At 63.1% G+C, this 25,182-nt stretch carries 21 protein-coding genes; 12 read left to right on the top strand and 9 right to left on the bottom strand.

Annotated elements, in window-relative coordinates:
• Positions 1–434 precede the first annotated feature (434 nt).
• Positions 435–1,637 carry a porin gene (locus ACSQ36_RS31205; RefSeq protein ID WP_436185015.1) on the bottom strand — a complete coding sequence of 401 codons (1,203 nt, stop codon included), beginning with the start codon at positions 1,635–1,637 and terminating at the stop codon, positions 435–437.
• A gap of 211 nt (positions 1,638–1,848) precedes the next feature.
• On the opposite strand from ACSQ36_RS31205, the gene ACSQ36_RS31200 reads away from it, so the two are divergent.
• Positions 1,849–2,802, top strand: coding sequence for a LysR family transcriptional regulator (locus ACSQ36_RS31200; protein WP_436185014.1), 954 nt, complete (start codon positions 1,849–1,851; stop codon positions 2,800–2,802).
• 39 nt (positions 2,803–2,841) lie between these two features.
• Here ACSQ36_RS31200 and ACSQ36_RS31195 read toward each other — a convergent pair whose 3' ends face one another.
• The 4 genes from ACSQ36_RS31195 to ACSQ36_RS31180 all read right to left on the bottom strand — a co-directional run bounded on the left by ACSQ36_RS31195 (position 2,842) and on the right by ACSQ36_RS31180 (position 7,739).
• Positions 2,842–3,747 carry a GntR family transcriptional regulator gene (locus tag ACSQ36_RS31195; RefSeq protein ID WP_436185013.1) on the bottom strand — a complete coding sequence of 302 codons (906 nt, stop codon included), beginning with the start codon at positions 3,745–3,747 and terminating at the stop codon, positions 2,842–2,844.
• Positions 3,748–3,836: 89 nt separating this feature from the next.
• On the bottom strand, positions 3,837–5,360 hold the full coding sequence (locus tag ACSQ36_RS31190; protein WP_436185012.1) for a serine hydrolase domain-containing protein: 1,524 nt from the start codon (positions 5,358–5,360) through the stop codon (positions 3,837–3,839).
• Between the two features lie 53 nt (positions 5,361–5,413).
• The gene (locus ACSQ36_RS31185; protein WP_436185011.1) at positions 5,414–6,670 is read right to left on the bottom strand and encodes an aspartate aminotransferase family protein; all 1,257 of its coding nucleotides are present in this window, start codon (positions 6,668–6,670) and stop codon (positions 5,414–5,416) included.
• Between the two features lie 28 nt (positions 6,671–6,698).
• Positions 6,699–7,739: a phosphotransferase gene (locus tag ACSQ36_RS31180; RefSeq protein ID WP_436185010.1), complete on the bottom strand. Its 1,041-nt coding sequence runs from the start codon at positions 7,737–7,739 to the stop codon at positions 6,699–6,701.
• Positions 7,740–8,133: 394 nt separating this feature from the next.
• Between ACSQ36_RS31180 and ACSQ36_RS31175 the strand changes: the two genes are divergently transcribed.
• From ACSQ36_RS31175 to ACSQ36_RS31145, 7 genes are all read left to right on the top strand, one after another.
• Positions 8,134–9,258, top strand: a complete 1,125-nt coding sequence (locus ACSQ36_RS31175; protein WP_213763619.1) for a C45 family autoproteolytic acyltransferase/hydolase — start codon at positions 8,134–8,136, stop codon at positions 9,256–9,258.
• A 120-nt stretch (positions 9,259–9,378) separates the two neighbouring features.
• On the top strand, positions 9,379–10,320 hold the full coding sequence (locus ACSQ36_RS31170) for an ABC transporter permease (protein WP_436185009.1): 942 nt from the start codon (positions 9,379–9,381) through the stop codon (positions 10,318–10,320).
• Entirely contained in the window at positions 10,317–11,150 is an 834-nt protein-coding gene (locus ACSQ36_RS31165; protein WP_436185008.1) for an ABC transporter permease, read from the top strand. The genes ACSQ36_RS31170 and ACSQ36_RS31165 overlap by 4 nt, the downstream gene beginning before the upstream one ends.
• Entirely contained in the window at positions 11,147–12,778 is a 1,632-nt protein-coding gene (locus ACSQ36_RS31160) for a dipeptide ABC transporter ATP-binding protein (RefSeq protein ID WP_436185007.1), read from the top strand. Before ACSQ36_RS31165 ends, ACSQ36_RS31160 begins: the two co-directional genes overlap by 4 nt.
• 27 nt (positions 12,779–12,805) lie before the next feature.
• Positions 12,806–14,401 carry an ABC transporter substrate-binding protein gene (locus tag ACSQ36_RS31155; RefSeq protein WP_436185006.1) on the top strand — a complete coding sequence of 532 codons (1,596 nt, stop codon included), beginning with the start codon at positions 12,806–12,808 and terminating at the stop codon, positions 14,399–14,401.
• Positions 14,402–14,427: 26 nt separating this feature from the next.
• A complete protein-coding gene (locus ACSQ36_RS31150) occupies positions 14,428–15,750 on the top strand; it encodes an aspartate aminotransferase family protein (RefSeq protein WP_436185005.1) in 1,323 nt (440 codons plus the stop codon).
• Entirely contained in the window at positions 15,750–17,192 is a 1,443-nt protein-coding gene (locus ACSQ36_RS31145; RefSeq protein ID WP_436185004.1) for an NAD-dependent succinate-semialdehyde dehydrogenase, read from the top strand. Before ACSQ36_RS31150 ends, ACSQ36_RS31145 begins: the two co-directional genes overlap by 1 nt.
• Before the next feature lie 316 nt (positions 17,193–17,508).
• Here ACSQ36_RS31145 and ACSQ36_RS31140 read toward each other — a convergent pair whose 3' ends face one another.
• The 4 genes from ACSQ36_RS31140 to ACSQ36_RS31125 form a co-directional block, all read right to left on the bottom strand.
• Positions 17,509–17,937 carry a LysR substrate-binding domain-containing protein gene (locus tag ACSQ36_RS31140; protein ID WP_436185003.1) on the bottom strand — a complete coding sequence of 143 codons (429 nt, stop codon included), beginning with the start codon at positions 17,935–17,937 and terminating at the stop codon, positions 17,509–17,511.
• Positions 17,938–18,104: 167 nt separating this feature from the next.
• Complete coding sequence (locus ACSQ36_RS31135) at positions 18,105–18,881, bottom strand: DNA-binding transcriptional regulator (protein WP_436185002.1); 777 nt, start codon at positions 18,879–18,881, stop codon at positions 18,105–18,107.
• Between the two features lie 98 nt (positions 18,882–18,979).
• Complete coding sequence (locus ACSQ36_RS31130; protein ID WP_436185001.1) at positions 18,980–19,711, bottom strand: HpcH/HpaI aldolase family protein; 732 nt, start codon at positions 19,709–19,711, stop codon at positions 18,980–18,982.
• A gap of 27 nt (positions 19,712–19,738) precedes the next feature.
• Positions 19,739–21,058: an MFS transporter gene (locus ACSQ36_RS31125; RefSeq protein WP_436185000.1), complete on the bottom strand. Its 1,320-nt coding sequence runs from the start codon at positions 21,056–21,058 to the stop codon at positions 19,739–19,741.
• 375 nt (positions 21,059–21,433) lie between these two features.
• Here ACSQ36_RS31125 and ACSQ36_RS31120 point away from each other — a divergent pair, with 375 nt between their 5' ends.
• The 4 genes from ACSQ36_RS31120 (at position 21,434) to ACSQ36_RS31105 (ending at position 25,179) form a co-directional block, all read left to right on the top strand.
• On the top strand, positions 21,434–22,606 hold the full coding sequence (locus tag ACSQ36_RS31120) for a porin (RefSeq protein ID WP_213763611.1): 1,173 nt from the start codon (positions 21,434–21,436) through the stop codon (positions 22,604–22,606).
• Between the two features lie 91 nt (positions 22,607–22,697).
• Complete coding sequence (locus ACSQ36_RS31115; RefSeq protein ID WP_436184999.1) at positions 22,698–23,660, top strand: amidohydrolase family protein; 963 nt, start codon at positions 22,698–22,700, stop codon at positions 23,658–23,660.
• A gap of 29 nt (positions 23,661–23,689) precedes the next feature.
• On the top strand, positions 23,690–24,316 hold the full coding sequence (locus ACSQ36_RS31110) for a flavin reductase family protein (RefSeq protein ID WP_436184998.1): 627 nt from the start codon (positions 23,690–23,692) through the stop codon (positions 24,314–24,316).
• A gap of 26 nt (positions 24,317–24,342) precedes the next feature.
• The gene (locus tag ACSQ36_RS31105) at positions 24,343–25,179 is read left to right on the top strand and encodes a hypothetical protein (RefSeq protein ID WP_436184997.1); all 837 of its coding nucleotides are present in this window, start codon (positions 24,343–24,345) and stop codon (positions 25,177–25,179) included.
• Positions 25,180–25,182: the final 3 nt, after the last annotated feature.

The raw sequence follows: 25,182 nt of genomic DNA, 5'->3' as shown, positions 1-25,182 counted from the left end.
CACCGAAGGGATCGAGCGAATAAGCGGTTTAGTCGGAAAGATGGCACTCGTGTCTACAGTTCAGGCAGCGAGCTCGAACATGGCAACTAGCCGGACAGGCAGCTGGGCGACGTACCGCAGCAAGACGCGGTGCTCGTCATGACATTGGTTATCGAAACGGTTCATTGCAAGGCGGTTGCCGGAATTTGGCTGTCAGCATTTCTAATGCGCGAAGCTGCTTGCAACCGGGGAATGCTTCGAGGGCCTAGCGAAAACGCTGATTTCAATTTGCATTTATTTTAAATAAAGTACAATTTATCCGTGCGCCAGCTCAATCGATCTGCAGGTAACGCTTCAGTGAGGTGCCGAACTCTTATCGAGCAGTCCGTGTTCGGCTCCGGTGGGACGTAGAAGATACCGGAGGAATCTTCTACGCGCGTATCCGTCAAATCGGGTCAGAAACGGTGACGCACGCCGAACACGATGGCGGTTTGGACGTCGCTCGACGAGTTGGACAGGTTCGGAATGGCCGCAACTGCCGCCTTGCCGGTGGAGTCCACGCCGCTCGCGTGCTGGTGGATGCCGACAAGGTACAGGTCGGTTCGCTTCGACAGCAGGTAGTTCGCTGCGAGGTTGAACTGGCTATACGACGCGCCCGAAATCGTCCCGATCGAGCTGCCGCGCGTATAGCTGTACGCGGCGCCAAGTTGCAGGAACGGGGTCACCAGGTAGGCGAGATTGATTTCGCCGATATTGAACGTCGCCGTGCCGGAGAGGTGACCTGGATTCAGGCCGGCCCCGGAGACGGATCCGACGTTCTGGAACTGTACATTGCTATATACGCCGCCGATCGTTGCATTGCCAATCCGGTATGCGCCGCCTGCGGTGATCAGTTGCCACGCGCTGGCTGACAGATAGCCGCTGTATACCGGCGTCGATGCGTTGATTGCACTCGTCGAAGTCGCTGTGTTGGCGCTCGGGTTGGTACCGAAGAGCGAATAGTTCGGATCTTTGGCCTTCTCGAACGCTGCGCCGAGTGCAAGCGGGCCATTCGCGTAGCCGGCGGCGAACCCGTACAACTGGTTGCGCGTGAAATCGCCAGCCTGGCCGCCAAAGCTGTACAGCCCCTCGGCCGACAGGCCACGATAACTGGGGCTCGTGTACTTGACTGTGTTGTTGATGCGGAACGAGTTGTCGAGGTTGTCCATATCACCCGGGTGTGCGCCATAGATGCTCCCCCATTCGGTAGCGGTGACTTCACCATAGGCATTGCCAGATTCAAAGCCGCTCACGTAGTCTCCGGCGGGATCGTATTGGCGACCAGCTGTCAGCGTACCGTAGGCCGCACTCGACAAGCCAACGTAGGCCTTCCGCCCGAAGAGCGCGCCGCCCTGGCCGAGCGTGCCGTTCGCGGGGCTAAAGCCCCCCTCGAGGCGAAAGATCGCATTGAGTCCGCCACCGAGATCTTCGATGCCCCGCATGCCCCAGCGCGAGCCCTCGAGGTTACCGGCGGTCATTGAATACTGTGAACTGCCCTTCGCATTGGAGCTGTACGTGAGACCGTCGTCGATCAAGCCGTAAAGCGTCACGCTGCTTTGCGCATGCGCCACGCCGACGAGCGAGGCGAGCGCGGCGATCATGGGGAGCGTTTTTTTCATCTTTGATTCCTCTGTGGTAGTAATTGTCGCCAACCGATTCACGTATATATATGAAGGATTGCAAATTATTCTAGTTAGCCGTTTTTTGATCAGGAAGACCGCTTCGTGGCATCGCGATCTAAAACAGGGATCATGAAGACGCATTTGATTAACGCGTGACGGTTCGTCGAACCGTTGATGTGACGGAATAACCTGAAGAGCAGGTATCGAGATGACGTTGAGCCAGTTGAGGGCGTTTTGTGCAGTGGTAGATCAGGGGAGCTTCAGGGCGGCAGCTCGGGCGCTCGATGTCGCGCAGAGTGCGCTGACCCGTGCTATTCAGACTCTGGAAGCGGAGTTTGCGGTGCCGCTGGTGAACCGCACGCCTCGCGGCATTAGCTTGACGCCGTTCGGCGAACAGTTGCGGGGGCGCGCGCGATCGATCCTTGCCGATTGCGACCGTGTCGGCCACGACATGCGCCTGTTGCAGGGCGAGCCGAGCGGCAACATCGCGGTGGGCCTGACAGCCGAACCTCTTTCGGAGCTCCTGTCCCCCGTATTGACCCGGTTCGCTGCCCGGTTTCCTCGGGTGTCGGTCCACGTGTCGAGCGGCTCGACGCAAACGCTGATACACAAGGTTCGCGACGGTCAGCTCGACTTCGCATTGTGCCCAATCGCACCCCATGTCACGGACATCGACCTGTCTATCGAGCGGCTGTATCAGTCGGTGCCGGCGATCATCGCGCGCCGTGCTCATCCGAAAGCGCGTGCAACGTCGATTCGCGAACTTGCCGATTGCAAATGGGTCGGTTTCAGGACCGACGGCATCACCGGCGGCTCGGCGAACCGTTTGTTCAGCGTGTTCGCGACGCTCGACCTGACGCCGCCGAAGATCACCATCACGGCTGACTCGCTGCTGGAGTCGCTGCATCTGGTATTGTCAACCGACTACCTGATGCTCGGGCCGAAGGTGCTGACCGAACAGGATCTGTTCGCGGGTTCGGTGACCGCGGTGCCGGTGCGCGAACGTTTCAGCCAGCGCGACGTGTGCTTCGTCCGCCGCCACGCGTCATCGCCCACGCTTGTCGCGCAGGAACTGGCCGGCATGCTGGTCTCATATTCGCGCATGCAGAGGCGACCGGTCGCTGCCGGTCTTACGGACGGCGAGGTCACCGCCCGGCGTTAGAAGACGGGCCCTGCCGTCGCGAGAACCAGCCCATGCGTCTCACATCTGGCTGGACGTTGACAGGTGGTGCTTCATCAGCGCGATTGCCCATTCGCGGTCGCTTCGCTCTAGCGCATCGAGGATTTCCAGATGCTGTTGGCACGAGTCGACGAGATTGATGTTGCGCGTCACGAAGTTCGAATATTCCTCGAAGCGCCGCAACTGGTTCTGCTGACGTACCGCCTGCTCGACGAAACGGTTACCGGAAAAGCGCGCGAGCATCTCGTGGAAGCTCGCATTCATCGCGAAGAAGTCAGCCGGCGATTTCGCCCGGCGCCGCGTATTGATGTAATGCAGATGTGCGCTTCGCGATTCCTGCAATTCTTTCTCGTCAACGTGGAATCCCGGCTCGGCGAGCCCGCCGCACTCGATCATCATGCGAAACCGGTAACTCTCATTGATTGCCTCGGTTGATTCGAGCATGGGCGAAAAGGTCCAGCCATGACCGCGCCGCCGCTCGATCAGGCCCTCGCGCGTGAGTCGCAGCAGCGCGCGCGTGACGAGCCGCTTTGGCGCGTCGTAACGCCCAAGAATCTCCGATTCCGAGAACGGCGACGACAGCTGGTTGGTCGCGCGATCCGCGATGATCGCGCGGTAGATCTCTTCTTCGCTCGCCTGCTCGGAGGTAAGCGGATCGAGGGCAAGTTCGGGCGCGACTTCGGCGACGAACACGCCGCTGTTCGCGCGCGATTCGACGAAGCCTTGTTCCTCGAGCAGTCTGAGCGCCTGTCGCACGGGCGTGCGCGAGACGTCGTATTGCTGCGCGAGCGCAGTCTCGGTCAGATGCTCGCCACGCGCGAATTTACCGTCCTTGATCTGCTGCGCGATGCGTTGGGCCAGATCAGTCTGGAGCGAGCTCGGCTGCTGGCTCGGATCGTGGCGTACGGGTTTCAGTCGTTTGTTCATCCCTCATTGTCTTTCTTTTAAAGAATATGCACAACCTGCCGCGCGTACAGTATCACGCGAATGCCAGTTGCTCGCCCGTGGGGATGCGACTAGGTATCAGACGTGACGACACGGGCGCGGATCGGCGGCCGTTCGAGCGCACCGGAGTTCACGTTGACGCTACGTTCGAGCGTGAGGTTGTCGCCGTCGAAACGGCAGACGACCGTGTCGCGGAATGCTGATTCGACAAAAATCCAGGTCATCACGAACGTACGGTCGTCGTGCCACACGCCGCTTGCGACGACACGCATCATGTCGGGCTGATATTCGTGATGCAGCTTGTGCCCGGTCATCGACGTATTGCCCTCGACCGGTTCGGCCAGCCCAACGTCGATTTCGTGCGTACCACGCGCGTCTTCGACAATGAACCGGCATTGATCGTCGCGGAATGCAAAGCGGAGTGCGCGAACGCCGTCCTCGTTATCGTCGGCGACATAGGTTTTGCCGGAAACGCGGACTGCGCATTCCGCCCAGGCGGGACCGGTCGGTAACGTCAGACACAGCGCGTTCGTGCGTGCCTGAAGAGCGGCGAACGCGTCGTCGTTGTCCGGCAGGGGCTGCGTTTCGAACAGCGCCGGGAAGTACCGGAACGCGAAGCTGCCAGTGAAGTTGCTGCCGGCCGGCATCGCGGCGGTTACCGCGAGCACCGCATCATGGTTCGGAAACACGAACACGAACTGGCCGAACAGCCCGCGTGCCGAATAATTGTCCGGTCCGAGCCACCACTGGTAACCGTATTTGCCGGGCACATGCGCGGCCTGCACTGCGGCGACCCAGTCCGCCGGCAGGATCTGCCGCCCGTTCCACCGGCCGTTGCGCGCATGCAGCACGCCGAGCTTCAGCGCGTCGGCGGTGCGGCAGCTCAACCCGTTCGCCCCCGGGCTGATGCCATGGGGGCCGGTCGGCCACTCGTAACCGGTGATGCCGAGCGGCTCGAACAAGCGCGGCCGCAGATATTCGCTCAACGGCTCGCCAGTGGTTCGCGTGATGATCGCCGACAGCATGTAGCTCGCCGCGCTTGTGTAGAGGTGTGCCGTGCCAGGGACATCGGGGACCGGGATCTTGAAGAACTCGGCGATCCAGCTCGTGCGTATCGGGCGCCATGCGGAACCCGATACGTTGATGCGGTGTCCGGTGCGCATCGTCAGCAGGTCTTCGATGGTCATCGCGGCGAGGTTCGCATCGGGCACGCCAGGCAGCAGGTCGTCGAAGAACGAAGCCACTTCGAGGTTCGCATCGGGCACGCCAGGCAGCAGGTCGTCGAAGAACGAAGCCACTTTGTCGTGCAACCCGAAGCGGCCTTCGGCAAGCGCGAGGCCGACGCCACATGCGGTAACGCTCTTGGTCAGCGAATGCATCATGTGCAGCCGGCCCGCATGATAGGGCGACCACCAGCCTTCGGCGATCACCGCGCCGCCGCGATACAGCATGAAACTGTGTAACTCGAGATTGGCGGCGGCGACTTCGTCCAGAAATGCAACGATGCCTCGTGATGACACGCCGTGGGTCTCCGGGCGGCCGCGGGCCAGGCCATCGAAAAAAAGATGCGCAGGCGCGGCGTGATTGGAATTCATCGGGAAGTTTCCTCGTAGCCGGAGACTACGCGTAGGTTGACGATGCCGCGCTGTTACGCAGCGACGATCCTTTCGAGCGCGAGCAGCAAGAAATCGGCGTTCTCACGGTTGAATGGCAGCGGCGGGCGGATTTTCAGCGTGTTGCCATTCTTTCCTGTCGTGCCCGTCAGCACGCCTGCGCGACGCAGTTCGTTGACGATCCGTGTCGCTGCCTGCCGGGGTGTTTCGTTCGCGTCGCGGCCCTGTGCAATGTCGACGCCGACAAAAAGGCCGCTGCCACGGACCTCGCCAATTGTCGGGTATTTCTGCGCGAGCCACGCAAAGCCGCCCTTCAGATATTCGCCGGTGAGGCGGGCGTTGTCGATCAGCCGTTCGTCTTTGATCACGTCGAGTACCGCGAGTGCGACAGCGCACGATACCGTGTTGCCGCCGAAGGTATTGAAGTACCGTGTGTGCTTCGAGAACGCGGCCATCAGTTCGGGACGCGCCGCCAGCGCAGCGATGGGATGACCGTTGCCCATCGGCTTGCCCATTGTGACGATGTCGGGCACGACGCCATGCCGCATGAAACCCCACATGTATTCGCCGGTGCGTCCGAAACCGGGCTGCACTTCATCGGCGATGAACAGGCCACCCGCGTCGTGGATCGCGCGCGCGGCTTCGGCGAGAAAGCCGGGTGGATCGCAGACGACGCCGTCGCTCGAAAAAATTGTGTCGACGAGCAGGGCCGCTGGCTTGACGCCGTCAGCCCGCATGCGTCCGATGCACTCGCGCACGCGCTCGGCGAACTGCGCGGGACCGTCTTCGCCAAGCGGCGCGGCGATCGCGTAAACGTCGCGGCCGAGTGGAACGCGCGATGATGGCGACATGCCGGAAGTCGTCTCGCTGGTGCCGTGGTACGCGCGCTCGGTGATGATGAAGCCGGTTCCCCCGGTGACGAACTTGCTGACGCGGATCGCGAGATCGTTCGCTTCGCTGCCCGTGCAGACGAACACCATGTTGCCGATCTCGGCCGGCATGGTCGACAGCAGCCGGTCCGCAAGTTCCACCGGTGCGTCGGCGAGATATCGCGTATGCGTGTTGAGCCTGGCTGCCTGCGTCGCGAGTGTCGCGACGACATGCGGATGGCAATGGCCGACGACCGGCACGTTGTTGTACGCGTCGAGATACGCGCGACCGTCGGCGTCGTACATCCAGACCCCCTGTGCACGGACCATGTGCAGCGGTTCGTCATAGAACAGGCCGTAGGTTGGGCCGAGCAGATCCCGCCGGCGCGACAGCAGGTTCGGATTGGTCGAATGGTTCGTCATGTCTTTCCTTGTCATGGGGGCCGGCGCGCTAGGTGAAGCGGATCGACATGACCTTGCGGACCATGTCAATGCGCCGCGCGAGGTCGGCTTCGGTTTTCGGTATGAAATGTCCGCTAGACGGGTTGCGCAAGTGATGCCACGCCGGAATCAGCATGCCCATCACCAGACGCGCCGCGATATACCAGTTCAGCACCGCGAGCTCCGCGGGCTGCAGCGGCTCGACAGAGCGATAGGCGTCCACTGTCTCGGCAAGATCACGCTCCAGCGACTCAAGCGCAGTGATCTGCGAACTCGCGACGATCGCGACATCGGCGACGAGTGCCGTCTCGACGATATCGCCGAAATCGATGAGTCCAACGATACGCGTGTTGTCGTGCGGGTCGACGAGCAGGTTGCGCACGTTCATGTCGTTGTGCACGACCTGACGCCGCAGCAGCGCCGAGACCGGGCGCGTTGCCGCCTCGAACTGCGTCACGAAGCCGCCGATGAACGTGGATGCACTAAAACCGGGCACCTGGTCGAGGATGTCAAGTAGCGCCGACACGCGGGACACATCCCACAGCAGGGGCCGGCGCGCCGCCGGATGGTCGAACGTGCGCAGAATACTTCCGAGCCGTGCCGCGAGCCGGCCGCAGGCCACGCGCTGCGCGGCTGAGCGTTCCGATGTCAATAGCGGCTGGCCCGGCAGCCATGTCAGCATTCTGGCGATTCGCGGACGCCCCGCAGCGTCAACGATTGGGGTAGCCGTGCGCGCGCGCCGATCGATGCAGACGCGTGGGCACGGGAACTCATTGTCGGAAGCTGCGACGTGCAACAGCGCGGCCGTCGCCAGGTCGACCACGCTCGGGTCTTCGGCAGGACTGGCGACCTTGAGAACATAGCGTGTTGCGCTGGCTGTCTCCAGGCGGAAATTCTCATCCTGTTCGCCGGTCAGCCGCCTGGCGAGCGCGTCGATGCCGTAGTGCTCCAGAGCGATTGCTCGCGCTTCATCGCAGGAAATCGTAGCGGTATCGCAACCCGCTGCCGCCTCTGACATGTCAGGTCGATCGTCGTATTCGTCGGTATTCATGCGCTTTTCAGGCGGGTTCCCGCAGTTAAGGCCGCCGGCGGACCGCTTTGGCGGCGGCGCACGGAGCTGGATGACATGGCAGTGCCGCAATCATAGTGTATTTTAATAAATAAAAAAACAATTAGACTCACCGTGGTCCACGGTGATGCCAGTGCGCTTTACGCCTCGGGTAATGATGCAGTACAGATGGCCGTGGCGCTTGATTCAGCGGAGATGTCCGTAATTTTCCGATTCCGATCTGCTAACGAAACGGACCGACCGGGTGGTGAGCCAGGTTGGCCAAGAGAGTCAGCGCCGCATCAGGTCAATCATTGTCTTCGATTTATTTTGACAATATTGTATTTTTCATCGAAATAGACCATTATCGGCGCATTGCTTCCCAACCCGAAATCTCATGTCCCTGCCAGCGCCTTTCCCGTTCGTAGAAACTTCCGGTTCGCCTTATCAGCGCGGTTTGCAGCATGGCCAGGCCGTGCCGCAGCGCGTCGCCGCGAGCATTGCCCTGTATCGCGAGCAACTGCTTCGCCGCGACGTCGGCGAGCCGCAGATCCGCGTGCTCGCCCAGACAATGGCGTCGTGCATCGAGCGTTTCGATGCCGACTATCTTGCCGAAATGCGCGGTATCGCCGACGGAGCGGGCGTGTCGCTTGAGGACGTGATCGTGATCAACTGCCGGACCGAGATGATGTTCGGTCACGACGCGCTTGTCAGCAACGCGAGGCTCGCGGACGAACCGGGTGATGGCTGTACCGGACTCATCGTGTTGCCAGACGCATCGGAAACGGGGCGGCTGATCCATGCGCACAATTGGGACTGGCGTGAGGAGTGCACCGAGACCGGTATCGTGCTGCGGATGCAGCGTGGCGACGGCCCGGACCTGCTGATGTTCACCGAAGCGGGTTCGCTTGCGCGCCACGGTTTCAACAGCGCCGGTGTATCGCTGACCGGCAACTTCTTGTGGTCGGACCGTGACTACACCAAGCGCGCGGACGTCCCTCTCGTGCTGATCCGCCGCAAGATGCTGGAAGCCGAAAACCTTTGTCAGGCGATGAAGCTGTTGTGGAGCGTCGACCGATTCTGTTCGAACAACCTGATGCTGGCGCAGGCGGGCGGTGAAGCGGTTGACCTCGAATGCGCGCCGGACGAGATCTTCTGGCTCACGCCGGAAAATGGCTTCATCGTGCACGCGAACCACTGGATCTGCCCGGTCGCGCGGACCAAGCTGCGCGATCTCGGCCCGCGCGCCAACCCCGATTCGATCTACCGGCAACGGCGGGTGAGCGCTCGACTATCGGCTGCGCGCCTTGAGGCACCGCATCGGATCGGCTGGGACACTGTCAAGGCTGCGCTGGCTGACGATTTTCCGGCGCCCGACGGCGTGTTGCGCCGTCCGAAACCCGCAAGCCACGCGAGTATCTCGGCGACGGTTGCGACCACGCTGATGGATCCCGCGGACCGCCGGATGTGGGTTGCGCGTAAGCCATATGAGGGCATCCAGTTTGCCGAGTACCGGCTGTAGCGCATGTAAATGGCAGGCCCGGCGCGAATGCGGCAAGCCGTCGGAGGTCTGCATCGGGCCGATGCCATTCCCGGCGTCCGGCGCATGCCGGAACGTTTTATTCAGTTCGAGGAGTGCACTATGTTTCGCTTTGCGGTAAGCCGGCTTGGCTCGATAGTGCCGACGTTGCTGGTGGTGACGCTCATTGTCTTCGCGATGCTGCGGCTATTGCCGGGCGACCCCGCGCAGCAGATGCTCGGCGACGCAGCGACGCCTCAAGCGCTGGGGGCGCTGCGGGCGAGCTACGGCCTGACCGATCCGCTACCGATGCAGTACGTACACTGGCTCGGCCACGCGTTGCGTGGCGATCTCGGCCGTTCGCTAATCAATCAGGAAAGCGTAACAGTGCTGATCTGGTCGCGCTTCAAGCTGTCGCTGTCCATCGTTCTTGCTGCGGTACTGCTTGCAACGGCAATCGCGGTGCCGGCTGGGATTGTCGCCGCCCGCTTCAGGAAACAGTGGCCGGATGTGGCGATTGTCGCCGCCTCCGCGCTCTTGCTGTCGATTCCGTCGTTCTGGCTCGGCATTTTGCTGCTGATGCTGTTCGGCCTGCGGCTCGGCTGGGTGCCGGTGGTTGGCTACGTGCCTGTCAGCGAACATCCTCTGCAAAGCCTCAGTTATCTCGCGTTGCCGGTCCTGGCGCTGACGATGATCCAGGTCGGGGCGCTAACGCGGATGATGCGTGCAAGCGCAATGGACGTGCTGCAACTCGAGTACATCTCCCATGCGCGCGCAACCGGTCTGTCCGAAGCCCGGGTGATGCTGCGCCATTGCCTGCCCAACGCGTTCGCCCCGACATGGACCTTGATCGGTTTGTCGCTCGGGCATCTGCTAGGCGGCATCGCGGTGATCGAAACAGTGTTCACGTTGCCGGGCCTCGGCCGGCTGCTCGTCGATTCAATCTTCGCTCGCGATTATCCGGTGGTACAGGGCTGTCTGCTCTTTACCGCGGTTTTTTACGTCCTCGTCAACCTCGTGGTGGATCTGTGCTACTTCTTGTTCGACCCGCGAGTCGCCGCATGATGCGCCGGCTCAAACTGCGCAGGCCGTTTGCGGCCGCACTCGGCGGCATACTACTGGCGGTTCCGCTTGGCTTCGCAGTACTCGCCATCTGGTGGACGCCCTACGGCATCACCCAGATGGACTTCGTGAACCTGCTCGCACCGCCGTCTGCGCAGCACTGGCTAGGCACTGACGAATTCGGCCGGGACGTGTTGTCCCGCTTGATGGCAGGCGCCTCGCTCAGCATGATGATCGCCTTCGAGACGATGCTCGCGACCGCCGCGGTCGGCGCGCTGCTAGGCGGCATTGCCGGCTATTTCCGCGGTATGTTAGAGCGCGCGCTGAACCTTGTCGCGAACGCGCTGCTGTCGTTTCCGGGGATCATGCTGGCGCTCGGGGTGACGATGATAGCCGGCCAGTCGCCTGGTGGCATCGTGCTGGCACTGTCGTTCGCGTACGCGCCATCGGTATATCGGATCGTGCGTGCGTCGGCGCTCTCGGTGCGCAGCCGTGAGTATGTCGAAGCATCCTGTCTGATAGGCAACTCGTCGCTGTACACGCTGTTCCGGCATGTGCTGCCGAACTGCCTTTCGCCGCTGATCGTGATCGCGACCAGTATTTTCGGCTGGTCGATCCTCGCCGAGTCGGCGCTGTCGTTCCTCGGCATGGGCGTGCCGCCTCCGGCACCGAGCTGGGGCAACATGCTGGCCGATGCAAGGCAATACATGGACAGCGACGCATTGCTGTCCATTGTGCCGGGCCTGTGCATCGCCGGTGTGCTACTTGGCGTGAATCTGCTCGGCGATGCGCTGCGCGACCGCTTCGACCCGCGCATGGAGGGGCATTCGTGAACCCGCCTTTCTCCACGCTGCTGAGCGTCGATCACCTCGTCCTCGGCGTGCCAGGCCGGGAACGGATCGTCGACGACGTGTCGTTGAGCGTCGGGATGGGCGAATTCGTAGCGGTGGTCGGTGAATCCGGCAGCGGCAAAACGATGATCGCGCGCTCGATTCTCGGCTTGCTGCCGGCACCGGTGTGTCATCTGTCTGGCACGATCACCCTGCAAGGCACCGAGCTGACGAACCTGAATCCGCATGCGCTGCGCAAGTTGCGCGGCGCGCGTATCGGTATGGTGTTCCAGGAGCCAATGGCCTCGCTCAATCCGGCAATGCGCATCGGCGCATCAATGGCGCAAGGCCTGAAGCAGCATACGCGCATGAGCGCCGCCGAGATCCGCGATGCGTCCCTGGCGATGCTGCGGCGCATCGGTATCGACGATCCTGCCCGCTGCCTCGCCGCGTATCCGCACGAGTTCTCCGGCGGCATGCGCCAGCGCATCATGCTGGCCTCCGTCATGCTGCTCAAGCCCGCGCTGCTGATCGCGGACGAGCCTACTACCGCGCTCGACACGGTTACGCAACGCGAAGTAATGGAGGTCATGGTCGAACTGACCCGCGAAGCCGGCACGGCGGTGCTGCTCATTACGCACAACCTCGGTCTCGTGGCCCGCTATTCGAATCGTGCGATCGTGCTGTGCCGCGGCCGCGAGATCGAAAAGGGCGCGGCGCGTACGTTGCTGCAGGCGCCGCGCGATCCCTACACGCGCCAGCTGATCGCCGCGCTGCCGCGTCGCGAGGTTCGAGTGCCGGTCGCACGCGAAGGCATGCCGCTGTTGTCGGTGATCGACCTCGAAGTCGTGCATCCGGGCCGGCGCGGCCTGTTCGGCGCCCGCAGTGCACCGCTGAAGGCCGTCGACCGCGTCAGCTTTGACATCTTTGCTGGCGAGACCGTGGCGATTGTCGGCGGCAGCGGGTCGGGCAAGACGACGCTCGGTCGCGCCATCGTGCAACTCGTGCGCATGAGCGGCGGCCAACTGCTGTTTCGTGGCCGCGACGTGCTGCGCGCCGACGGCGCGCAATTGAAGGCGTTCCGCAGACAGTGCCAGATGGTGTTTCAGGATCCGTATTCGTCGCTCGATCCGCGCATGCGGATCAGCGCAATCGTCGCCGAACCGTTGCGGCATTTGCCCGAATTCGCCACCCGGACGCAGCGCGAGCGGCGCGTGGAAGACGTGCTGGCCGAGGTCGGCCTCGCGGGCTTCGGGCGGCGCTTTGCGCATCAGCTGTCGGGCGGCCAGCGGCAGCGGGCAGCGATCGCGCGGGCGATCGTCACGCGTCCGGCGCTGATCGTTGCAGACGAACCGATCTCGGCGCTCGACATGACGCTGCAGAAACAGGTTCTGGCGCTATTTCAGCAACTGCAGTCAGAGCATGGCTTCGCGTGCATCTTCATCTCGCACGATCTCGCCGCGGTCGAGCAGATCAGCGATCGGGTGCTCGTGATGCACAAGGGGCGAGCAGTCGAGACCGGCGAACGCGACGCCGTATTCGACGCGCCGCAGCACCCCTATACGCGCACCCTGCTCGACGCATCGCCGCACGTTGACTTGCCGGCCCAGCCATTCGCCACCAGCGCCTGAAGTGTCTATTTACGTCCCGGTCATTCCATGATCCATTTATTCAGACCGGCGGCGCGTGTTGCTGCCGCCTTCGCCCACCTGGCCGCCTGCGTCCTGATCGCGGTCGCGGTCGCGCCACTCGCAGCCCATGCCGCCGATCCGCACACGCTGACGCTCGCGCTGAACGCCGATATCCGTACGACTGAGCCCGGCAAGACTTCCGACGATCCGACCGGAATTGTCCTGTCGCAGATCGTCGAGGGGCTGGTCGCGCCGACGCTCGACGGCACGCCGATGCCGATGCTTGCCGAGCGCATCGACGTCTCCGCGGACCATCGCGTCTATACGTTCGCATTGCGGCAGGGCGTCCGGTTCCACAACGGGCAGCCGCTCGATGCGGACGCGGTAGTGTGGACGTGGCATCGCTATCTCGATCCGAAGACCAACTGGTCGTGCCGTGCCTATTTCGACGGCACGCGCGGGCTCAAGATCCAGTCGGTCAGTGCGCTCGACGCTCTGCACGTGCAATTTGTTCTCGCCCAGCCGAGCCCGGTGCTGCTCAACATGATGGCGCGGCTCGACTGTGACCAGACGGCGATTCTGAGTCCTGCGTCGGTAGACGCCGCGGGCCACTGGCGTGCGCCGGTCGGCACGGGCCCATACGTGTTCGGGCAGTGGCTGAAGGGCCAGTCGATCTCGCTGACGCGCTATCGGGACTATCGGCCGGCGCCGGGCATTGAGGATGGCTACGCGGGCGACAAGACGCCGTTCATCGACAACGTGCGCTTCGTGGTGATCCCGGATGAGGCGTCGATCAAGGCGGCGCTCGAAGTGAGCGACATCGATATCTGGTACGGCATCAATCCGCAGTTCCAGCGGGAGTTCGAGCGAATGGCGTCGCTGCGGGTAACGCACGCGCCGAGCGTCGGCCCGTCGATCCTCGTGCTGCAGACCGCCGATCCCCTGCTCGCCGACGTCCGTGTGCGGCGCGCGATTGCGATGTCGATCGACGCCGCGGCAATCAGCAAGGTCACCGCGCTCGGACTCGCGCCGGTGGATGGTTCGCTGGTGTCGCCAGCAAACCGCTTTTACGACGCGGTGATGCAAAAGCGCATTGGCTACGACGTCGCCGGCGCGCGGCACCTGCTCGCCTCGGCCGGATACCACGGACAGCCGATTGCGATCTCGACCACGCCGCGCTTCAAATCGATGTATGACACCGCATTGATGGTGCAGGCAATGGGGCAGCAGGCGGGCCTCAACATGATCGTCAAGCCGCTCGAATTCGCAAGCATGGTGAGCGATTTCTTCGCCGGCCACTATCAGGTCATGGTGTTCCACCTCGCGCCGTCGCTCGACCCGGCGTTTCACTACGACCGTTTCATTGGCAGCAAGGCGACGGATGTCAGCAAGGTGTGGGACGACCCCGACGCACAGGCCGCGCGCGATCGCCTGATGCAGGCGTCAGACGATCCGCAGAAACAAGCCGCGTTCGACCAGTTGCATGAGTTGATGCTGCGGGACGTGCCGATCATCGGCCTCGATGCGGGTGCAGTAACCGCGGCGGCAAACCGGCGCGTGATCGGCTTCGCCGCATGGCCGGGGCGCCGGCCGCGGCTGTGGGGTATCAAGCTCGCGCAATGAGCGATCAATAAACAGGAAACCTATCGATGAGCTTCACAACGACAGCGTCCAGACTGGACGCATTCTGGATGCCATTCACGTCGAACCGGAGATTCAAGGCGGATCCGACCTTGTTCAGCGGCGCGCAGGGCATGTACTACCATCGCGCGGACGGCTCGCGCGTGCTCGACGGCGTCGCGGGACTATGGTGCGTCAACGCGGGCCACGGCAGGCCGGAAATTGTCGACGCGATTCAACGCAGCGCAGCGCAGCTCGACTACGCTCCGTCGTTCCAGTTAGGCCATGCAACGGCGTTCGAATTCGCCGATGAGCTCGTTGCCGAAGCGCCCGCTGGCTTCGGGCACGCATTCTTCTCGAACTCGGGCTCGGAGGCGGTCGACACCGCGCTGAAGATCGCACTCGCCTATCACCGGGCACGCGGCGACGCGCAACGTGTCCGGTTAATCGGCCGGGAGCGTGCGTATCACGGCGTCGGCTTCGGTGGCTTGTCGGTTTCCGGTATTGCGAGTCAGCGAAAAGCATTCGGCAACCTGCTGCCGAGCATCGATCATTTGCCGCATACGTACGACCGCGCGCAGATGGCCTTTTCGCGCGGCCAGCCGAACTGGGGCGAACATCTCGCGGACGACCTGACGCGTCTCGTGGCGCTGCATGATGCATCGACGATCGCTGCGGTGATCGTCGAGCCAGTGTCGGGTTCGACTGGCGTGCTGGTGCCCCCGCCCGGCTATTTGAAGAGGCTGCGCGAGATCTGCGACGCGCACGGCATTCTACTGATCTTCGACGAGGTGATCACCGGGTTCGGTCGTATCGGCGCGCCGTTCGCGGCAAGCCGGTTCGACGTCACCCCGGACCTCATCACGTGCGCCAAGGGACTCACGAATGGCGCGGTGCCGATGGGCGCAACGCTGACAACACGAGCGGTCTACGACGCGCTGATGGCCGGACCGGAAGACGCGATCGAATTGCCACACGGCTATACGTATTCCGCGCATCCGCTCGCCTGCGCCGCTGGTCTTGCCGCATTGCGGGTGTACCGCCGCGAAGGACTGCTGGTCCGCGCAAGGGAGCTCGAGCAAACCTGGGAGGATGCCGCGCATGCGTTGCGCAGTCTGCCCGGCATACTGGACATTCGCAATATCGGGTTGCTCGCGGCGATCGACCTTGCTGCGTCCGAGGAGGGACCAGGCCGGCGCGGCTATGCGGTGCATCGCGATTGCCTCGCGCACGATGTACTGGTGCGCGCATCCGGCGACACGATCCTGCTGTCGCCGCCGCTTGTGATCAGCCACGACGAGATCGAACGGCTGTTTTCGACGCTCGCCGATTCGATCCGGAGGATCGGTTGATGGGCCAGGAGAGCGGGGAACTGACGGCTGCGGATGTCATGATCGGCGGCGCCTGCGTGCGCGGTGCCGGACCGGAGATCCGGATCGTCGATCCGTCGACGGGCCGCACGCTGGTCAACGCGATCGGCGCCGATCATGCGCAGGTTGAGGCGGCACTCGCGGCCGCGCACAGCGCCTTTCGCGGCTGGAGCGGCACGAGCGCACACGAACGGGCGCAGGTGCTGCTCGGCGCGGCCGAGCGTTTGCGCGCGGATCGCGAACGGCTCGCCGCGCAGCTTACCCGCGAGCAGGGCAAACCGATAGCCGAGGCAGCCGCCGAATGGAACGCGGCGCTCGAAACGCTCGAATGGTACGCGCACGAGGGCATGCGGGCTTACGGGCGCGTAGTGCCGGCGCGACGCGCGGCGCTGAGACAACTGGTTGAACGTGTGCCGGTCGGACCAGTTGCGGCGTTCGCGCCATGGAATTTTCCGGCATTGACGCCGATGCGCAAGATAGCGGGTAGTCTCGCTGCGGGTTGCACCTGCGTCTTGAAGGCGCCTGAAGAAACGCCGCTGTCCGCGCTCGCGATTGCGCATGCGTTCGTCGAAGCGGGGCTGCCCGAGGGCGTGTTGAGCGTCATATTCGGCGATGCGCCCGCGATCGCCGGGCAACTGATCGACTCTCCGGTGATCCGCAAGGTCAGCTTCACTGGCTCTACGGCGATCGGCGAACAGCTCGCGGCACGCGCGGCGAAACGGGCCGTGCGCTGTACGCTGGAGCTCGGTGGTCACGCCCCGGTGATTGTGTTTGCCGACGCGGACCTCGAGCGCGTGATCGCGCAAGCGGGGGCTGCGAAGTTCCGTAACGCGGGGCAGATCTGCATCGCGCCGACGCGCTTCATCGTCGATGCGTCGATCCACGATGAGTTTGTCGAGCGTCTTACGGACTACGCAATATCATTGCGCGTTGGTGCGGGGCTAGACCCGGCGACGCAGCTTGGGCCAGTCGCGACAGAACGGCGACAGAACGCGCTCGACGCGATGCTGGCATCGGCTTGCGCGGACGGGGCCGAAGCCGCGCGGGGAGCGGTGCCGGCGCAGGGGTTCTTCTGGCCGGCAACGGTCGTGAGCGGTCTGCGCCGCGAGTCGCCCTTGCTGCACGAGGAGCCGTTTGGTCCAATTGCGCCATGTATCGCATTCGACAGCTTCGATGAAGCGATCGACATCGCGAACAGCACGCGCTTCGGTCTCGCAGCGTATTTGTACAGTCGTTCGCTCACGACGACACACCGGGCCGCCGAACTGATCGATGCGGGGATGGTCGGTGTGAATACGACGCGGGTGTCGCTGCCGGAGCTGCCGTTCGGCGGCGTGAAAGAAAGTGGCTATGGCTCGGAAGGGGGTATTGAGGGGCTCGACGCGTATCTGATAACGAAGTCGATCAGCGTCGATTACAGCTGAGGGACATTTGCAATGAGCGTGCGACAGCTCAGGCTGACCACGTCGCGTATTCGACCGCGCCAGTCGATCCTGCTCTACCGAGTTGTTCAGGTACTTGACCTGACTAGCGAGCGGACAGCCCTCGGGTCAGTAGTGCGGCCAAACGGTCAAACCAGGTTTGGTTGGCGCATGCGCTTTCTATTGAAAAACCGGACGATATCCGCGATGAGACCCTGTGGAGAGCCTTGTTCAGGCTTCCTTCATACTGGGAATCAGCTGTATGGAGATCGGAACCTCCGTGAATGGGAATGAAGAACCGGGCAGGCAATCGCGTTCATCAGGCAACCGTTCGAACCATATCAATGAACGCTCGCAAACTCGTCGGCATATGACGAGTGCGAGGAAAATAAAGGAAGAGGCCAGGAATCGGCGGGCACCAATCCTCCAACACAGCAGCGAGTCGCCCATCGTTCAATGCCGCGCGAGCATAGGGTTCCGGAACATAAGCGATGCCCAGGCCGTCTATCGCGGCCTCTACGATCAACTGGTTGTTGTCGAGCGTCAGGGCTCCGGGTACGTCGATCGCCACTTCCTGCCTTCGCTTGAGAAACTCCCATCGATAGCGTTTGCCACTGGGGAGACGTTGCCGGATGCATTGGTGCTGCAGCAGCGCATCGGGCGTTTTCGGCGCTGGATGAATCGCCAGATATTCCGGAGTGGCAACCGCCAGAAAGCGCATGTCAAGGCCAAGACGAACCGCCACCATGCCGCGGACTCTGCCACCGACTCTGCATTAATCAACGGCGGCCGTTCCGAAATCAAGACGCCACGTAACACGCGCCGCGACCGACAGATTGCAGCAGAACCCCTTGCCGTCGCGGACTTTTTCACCTTGCCGGACTTATCGCTACAAGACGGTTACAACTGGACAGGTCACAGCTGTTCAGAAATCTGCCGCGCCACATCAAGCATCCGATCGAGATATCTATCGACCACTTTCTCGCTCGTTAGCGCCGAAGAAAACCACGTCAGCCCAATCGATGCGGCGACGAATTCCTTCGCCATCACCGGCACGGCGATCGTGCCGGACACCGGCCGAACGGTGGAATCCCGCAACGCGTACCCCCGTCCGCGAGTTTGATCGAGCATCGCTTGCATCGCTTCGCGATCCTGGGCGAGCCGGTCTTCGGGATGATGGCTTTGCCGCACGACTTCGAGCAGCATCTCCTGTTCTTCGGACGAGCAGAACGCGAGATACGCGCGTCCCAACGCACGCGAGACGAGGCTCAGGCGCATGTTGATCGACGAATGCAGCAGAGACAGCGGCGAATAGGGAATCGTGCTGTAGCGCACGACCAGCGCGTCGACGTCGAGCATGCCGACAGCGATCGGCCACTTGATTTCTTCAGTGAGTTTTCGCACGAGCGGCGCGGCGATTTCGACCACATGCGGCACATGGTGATAGCCCGAATTCAGTGCATTGACGCCGTCGAGCAGACGGTATTCGCCAGGGCGCGCGCCACGTGCGGCGAGGCCCAGTTCTTCGAACGTCCGCAACAGCCGGATCAAGGTGGGCTTCGGCAGCGACGTCGACTGATGCAGGCTGTCGAGCGTCGAAACGGGCATCCGGTTCAGCGCGCGCAGCAACGTGATGGCTCGCTCCACTGCCCGGATCGAGGATTCGCGTTCCGCCATCTTTTCGCCTTGCATGGTCTCAGTGGTCGGCCGCGCCGGATGAGTCAGGCGCAGGCTCCTCGAAAAACGCGAATTATCGCAGTTTTTCGGTGGCCCCGAGGCAAGGCGAATACCTAGGCCATCAACGTCAGCGCGCCCTTGCGAAGCAGCGATTGATCCGATCCGATCACGAACCACGAGGCGCCCATCCGCTCGAATTCGGCGCATTCGCTGACTTCGCCGAGCGCGACGCCGGGCGTTTTGCCGGCCCGCCGCGCGATGTCGAGTACTTCAACGGTGGCTCGCATCACGTCGGGCGCGCGGGCGCTGGTAAGCCCGAACGACAAAGCCAGATCGGCGCGGCCGACGAACAGACCGGACACGCCGTCCACCTCCGCGATTTCACGCGCGGCTTCACAACCCGCACGGCTCTCGATCTGACACATGACGACCGTGCCGTTGCCGGCCGCGATGGCCGCCTGCATCCCGAGCGCGCCGTAGCCGGCAAAGCGCGGCGAACTCGAAAAGCCGCGTTCGCCGTCGATGAACCGGGTGCGCGCGACCAGCGTGCGCGCCTGGTCGGCGGAGTCGACGTGCGGCACCAGCAGCCCCGACGCGCCGAGATCGAGCGCGGACTGGATCGTCGCGGCGTTCATGTCGGGAATCCGCACGAACAGCGGCAGCTGCACGGAGCGCGCGGCGATCACCATGACGTCGAGCGTCGCTCGATCGAACGGTGCGTGTTCTGCGTCGATCACCGCGAAATGAAGACCCGCGGCGCCGAGGATCTCGATGATCTGCGGCGCGCCCGTTTTAACGAAAGTGCCGATCTGGCGTGCGGTGTGGTGTTGCGTAGAAGTGGACATGGACGAAAGCAGAAGGGAAGCGCCGTATCAGAACGCGGCAGGATTGAGCGGCTCGCGAGCGCTGTTGAACTGCATCGCGAGTGCGGTGCAGCCGAGCAGCAGCAGGCACAGCGCCGGCAGCAGCATCGCGTAACCGGGGTGGCCGAGCGTCTTGCCGATCCACGGCATCGCGTTCTGGGCGAGAAAGCCGCCGAAGTTGCCGATGCTGCTGATGATGGCGAGGCTCGCGGCGGAGCGCTTGCCGCTGAAATACTTCGATGGCAGCGACCAGAAGCACGGCAGCAGCAACGACGTGCAAGGCGTGCCAACCACGAGCGCGAGATAGCGCAAGGCTGGATCGCTCACCAGCAGGCTGACCACGAACGCCACACAGCCGATCATGCCGATCGCCGCGGCGGCCACCCGCACGTGACGCTCTTTCGTCAGCAGTCGCGGCACGATCAGCAGCAACGCGGCGGTCAGCGCCCACGGAATCAACGTGAGCAGGCCGTTCATCGAACTCGAGACGCCGAACCCCTTGATCACCGTCGGCAGCCAGTAGATCAGCCCGTAGAGCGACGTGAGCAGCAACGTATAGCCGAGCGAGAACGCCAGCACCCTGCGGTCCCACAGCACGGTCCAGAGGCTCCCTTCGTGATGTGCGGCCGGCGCTTCGTCGGCGACCATCCGCGCGAGGCGGCTGCGCTCCTGCGGAGTCAGGAACGACGCGGTTTCCACGCTGCGCGGCAGATAGAACAGCACGATCGGTGCGAGCACCAGCGCCAGCACGCCGGTGACGATGAACACCCACTGCCAGCCCGCGTGATGCCAGACGCCGTCGAGCGACAGCAGCAAGCCGCCGAACCCCGAGCCCAGCATGTTGCCGAGCGCGCTGCCCAGCGTCAGCAGGGCGAGCGCGCGCACCTGATAGCGGCGCGGAAACCACACGGTCAGGTAATAGACGATACCCGGATAGAGCCCGGCCTCAGCCGCGCCGACCAGGAAGCGCAGCGCCGCGAACATCGAACCCGATGAGGTGTACGCGATCAGCAAGGTCGCGATGCCCCAGCTAAATACGATGCGGAAGATCCATTTCGGCGCCCCGAAGCGGTGGACGCCGAGCGCGCTCGGCAGCTCGAAGATCAGGTAGCCGATGAAAAACAGCGACGACGCCAGGCCATAAGCCGTTTCAGTCAGGCCGATCTGATGCACCATTTGCAGCTTGGCGAAGCTGACGTTCATCTTGTCGATGACCGACACAAGGTAGATCACCAGGATCAGCGGCATGATGCGCCACCAGACGCGCCGGATCAGGCTTTCGTCCTGCGCCACTTCAGGGTGGGCCGCCTGGGCAACTGAAATCTGCATGTCTCCTCCAACGTAGCGGACCGGCTAAACGCGCGCGCAAGACACGCGGCGCGGCGCCGGTTTTATAGGGTGACCCCGGTCGGAACGACGCGAGGTCAATGGCGAGCAATACTACGTCGCGGCCAGCGGTCGTCCAAGTGCGAATCATGAAGATTTCGCGTGGCGGAATCGATCTCGGGAGGATGGAATTGAGGGCCACACGGCGACGCATGCTTTTCGCGGTGCGGAAAGTTGCGGAAGCGCGCTTGGCGCAGCCGGGTTCGCATGAAACCATATGAGGCATCGAAGGTTGCGCTGCCAGCGTAATGGCGGCCGGCTTTCGGAAGATCCGTCATGCAAGCGCGAACGGGCCAACATATTGTGAGGAGACCCCACATGAAAAAATCGCTACTTCTGATTGCCGCCTGCGGCACCGCCGTCACCGCACATGCGCAAAGCAGCGTGACGCTATATGGCATCGTCGATGCCGGGTTTCGCTACAACACCAATGCGGGCGGCAAATCACAATTCGCTATTGCCGGCGGCAACGAGAGCGCGTCGCGCTTCGGCCTGAGCGGTGTTGAAGATCTGGGCGGCGGCTATAAAGCGGTCTTCACGCTGGAAAACGGTTTCACCACGACCACCGGCGCACTGCAAGGCGGACTGATGTTCGGCCGCCAGGCTTTCGTCGGACTTGGCACGCCTTACGGCACGGTGACGCTCGGCCGCCAGTACCTGACACTGTCGAGCTATCTGGGCCCGTTCGCGTCCGGCACCGACTGGGCGGCGCGTGGCGCCGGCTGGGGCTATCACCCAGCCGGCCTCGACGACGTCGACGGTACAGAGCGTGCGAACAATGCGGTCAAGTATGTCAGTCCGCGTTATCACGGAGTGCAGGTCGGCGCGACATACAGCCTCGGCGGCGTAGCGGGCAACGCCACGCAGAACGAGATGATTTCCGCCGGCGTGGATTACGACGGCGGACCGTTCAAGTTCGCTGCGGCCTACCTGTACCTGAAGAATCCCAACTACTCGCTGTTCGGCAACAACGCTACCAGCAGCGCGACCGGCAACAACTTTGCAAGCCCGATCTTCAGCGGCTATGCGACCGCCGCTTCGCAACAGGTGGCGGGCGCCGGTGCGTCGTATGCGTTCGGATCGTTCACGGTCGGCGGCATCTACACGAACACGAAATTCTTTAATATCGGCAGCGTTGCTGTCGCGGGCGCGAAGCCGCCGGCAGGCGAAGTCGGCCAGACCGCGACGTTCAATACGGCCGAAGCGAATTTGAAATATCGTCTGACACCGTCGTTGCTGCTCGGCGTTGCTTACGCGTACACGCGCGCGAGTTCGTACAACGGCGAGAGCGGCGCGAGCTATCAGCAATGGAATCTCGGCGCGGACTACGCGCTGTCGAAGCGGACCGATCTGTATTTCGTCGTACTGCGTGAGACCGCCGGCGGTTTCGACTCGACCGGCCATCGCGCGGTCGCCGCGCTGACGTTCGCGACGCCGTCGACGAGTGACGCGCAAACTGGCGTCACCGTGGGCATCCGCCATATGTTCTAGACGCGACGCGCGCAAGCCCGGTGATCGAGCGCGACCGCCGGCCTTGGTGCCTGATCCGCTTTTGCACCCCCCGTACTTCATTGGAGACATCATGCCTTCCCCGCAAGACAACACGAATGCCGCTGCTGGCCAGACCATCAAACTGTTCGACTCGCACGCGCATCTCGTGGCCGACGACCAGGTGCGCTATCCGCGCAATCCGATGAAGCGCTCGCCGAATGCGCCGCCGCGCCTGCCCGGCGTGATCGGGCTGCCCGGCGGCAAACACGGCGAGCATCCGGTCAACGAAGTGCCGGACGTGGCGCGCATGCTGCCCTGGATGGCGGATGAGCGTGTCGAGGGCGCGGTGGCGGTGCAAAAGCGCATGGTTTATCGCTTCGACAACAGCTACATCCTCGATTCGTCGGATGAGCATCCGGAGATCTTTTCCGCCGTCGTCATTCTCGATGCGGAAGACGAAGGCACGCCGTCGCTGGTGCGCTCGTACATCGAGAAACACGGCCTCGCGGGCGTGCGCCTGTTCGGCGGCCGCGAAGCCGACGGCACGATGCCGTGGCTGAATTCGCCACGCGCGCTGCAGACGTGGGCCGTGGCCGACGAATACGGCATCGTGATGGATCTGGAAGTGCTGGCGATTGGGGGCGGCGGACCGTCGGTGCCGGCCATTATCGAATTGGCGCGACGCTTCCCGAATCTGCGGGTGGTGCTCGATCACATGCTCGAACCGGAGGTCGAAGACGACAACTATGGTTTCGACGAGCGCTTCGTGCCGCTCGCGGCCGAGCCGAACATCTTCTTCAAGTTCACGTCGATCAACCTCGACATCTATCGCGAGACTGATACGCCGGCGGATCAGGTACTGCGCTGTGCAGTCGATATGTTCGGCGCCGACCGGATCATGTGGGGTTCCGATATCGGCACGTCGTCGGGCACGTACCAGGACATGGTGCAACGCATCCTTGACGCGACTGTTCTGCTGACCGATGCGGAGCGCCACGCCGTGCTCTACGAAACGGGCAAGAAGGTGTTCGTGAAAGGCGGCGTGCGCGCCTGAGGGCGCCAGGTCCCCACAAGGAGATAACAATGTTTCTAGACCCGGCGGCTACGCCCGGCTTCAAGCGCACGCTGTTCAACGCGATCGTCGCACCGCGCCCGATTGGCTGGATCAGCACGATCAACGGCAAAGGCCAGGTGAATCTCGCGCCGTTCTCGCATTTCAATCTCGTCTCGACGTCACCGCCAGTGGTGATCTTTTCGTGCAACGCGCCGGCCGACCGGCACGAGAAGGACACCATCGCCAACGTGCGCGAAACCGGTGAATTCGTCACGAACCTCGCCACCTGGGATTTGCGCGAGCCCATGAATCTCAGTTCGATGAACGCGCCGTACGGCACTGACGAGTTCGAACTGGCCGGCCTCGAAAAGGCGCCGAGCGTGATGGTCAAACCGCCGCGGGTCGCAGCGTCGCCGGCCAGCATGGAGTGCCGGTTGCTGAGGATCGTCGACATCGAGCCGACAGGGCCCGGCGAAACGTTCAGCAACGTGGTGTTCGGGCGCATCGTCGGCGTGCATCTGGACGAGCGTTTCGTCGATGCGGACGGGAATTTCGACACCGCTCGCGCCGAGCCACTGACACGCATGGACGGCAACCGCTATTCGACCGTCGGCCGCATGGACATCCTGGGCCGGCCGAGCCCGCGGCGCGACTAACTCCACATAATATTGAAGGAACCAACATGACGACTACAACCGAAACCGGCGTGCGGGAAACCGCTGTCTACGATCTCGCACCCGGCGCCGTGGCGCGCGGCCAGAACTTCTTCGTGCAATGGCTGGAAGGCGACGGCAAGGTGTTCGAAGCGCACAGCGCGCATGAAATGCTGCTGCTGCTTCCCGGGGACGGCGCTGAAGTGCGCATCGGAAGCAACGGACACAACGCCGCGCAAACCGTGGCGGGCCGCAGCGTGTGCGTGCTGCCGGCCGGCGAGATCGCCGTGCAGCCGAACCACGGCGCCCGCGCGGTGCTGATCGCGTCGTCGCGTGAGGATCTCGCGCCCGGCACCGCGCGCAACGACCACGACTATGCGTCGCCCGACGCCCGGATTATCGGCAGCGATGCCGGTTACCGGCGCACGCGCGGCAACGGTGAACTACAGGTGATCGCGATCGACGGCATTCAGCCGCCGGCTGACAAGCCGCGTCTGAAAATGCTGCAAACGGACACGCTCAGCATCAACTGGGTCGAGTATCAGGACGCGCGCGACCGCTCGAAATTGAGCCCGCACAGCCACGGCGAGTTCGAACAGGGCTCGCTCGCCATCGACGGGCATTTCGTTCATCACCTGCGCGTGCAATGGGGCGCCGATGCGAACCAGTGGCGCGACGACCAGCATCTCGAAGCCGGGCCAGCTTCGATGATCACGGTGCCGGTTCAACTGATCCATACGACCGAAGGCGTCGGCGCGGGCCGTCATCTGCTGATCGACGTGTTCTCGCCGCCGCGCAAGGACTTTATCGACAAAGGCTGGGTCGCCAATTCAGCCGACTACACGCGCGATCACACGCGCGGCTGAGCG

It is taken from the genome of Caballeronia sp. LjRoot34, assembly GCF_964253815.1.
Taxonomy (GTDB): domain Bacteria; phylum Pseudomonadota; class Gammaproteobacteria; order Burkholderiales; family Burkholderiaceae; genus Caballeronia.
Note: the sequence above shows the minus strand (reverse complement) of the source record. Positions and strands in the feature narration are given on the sequence as shown.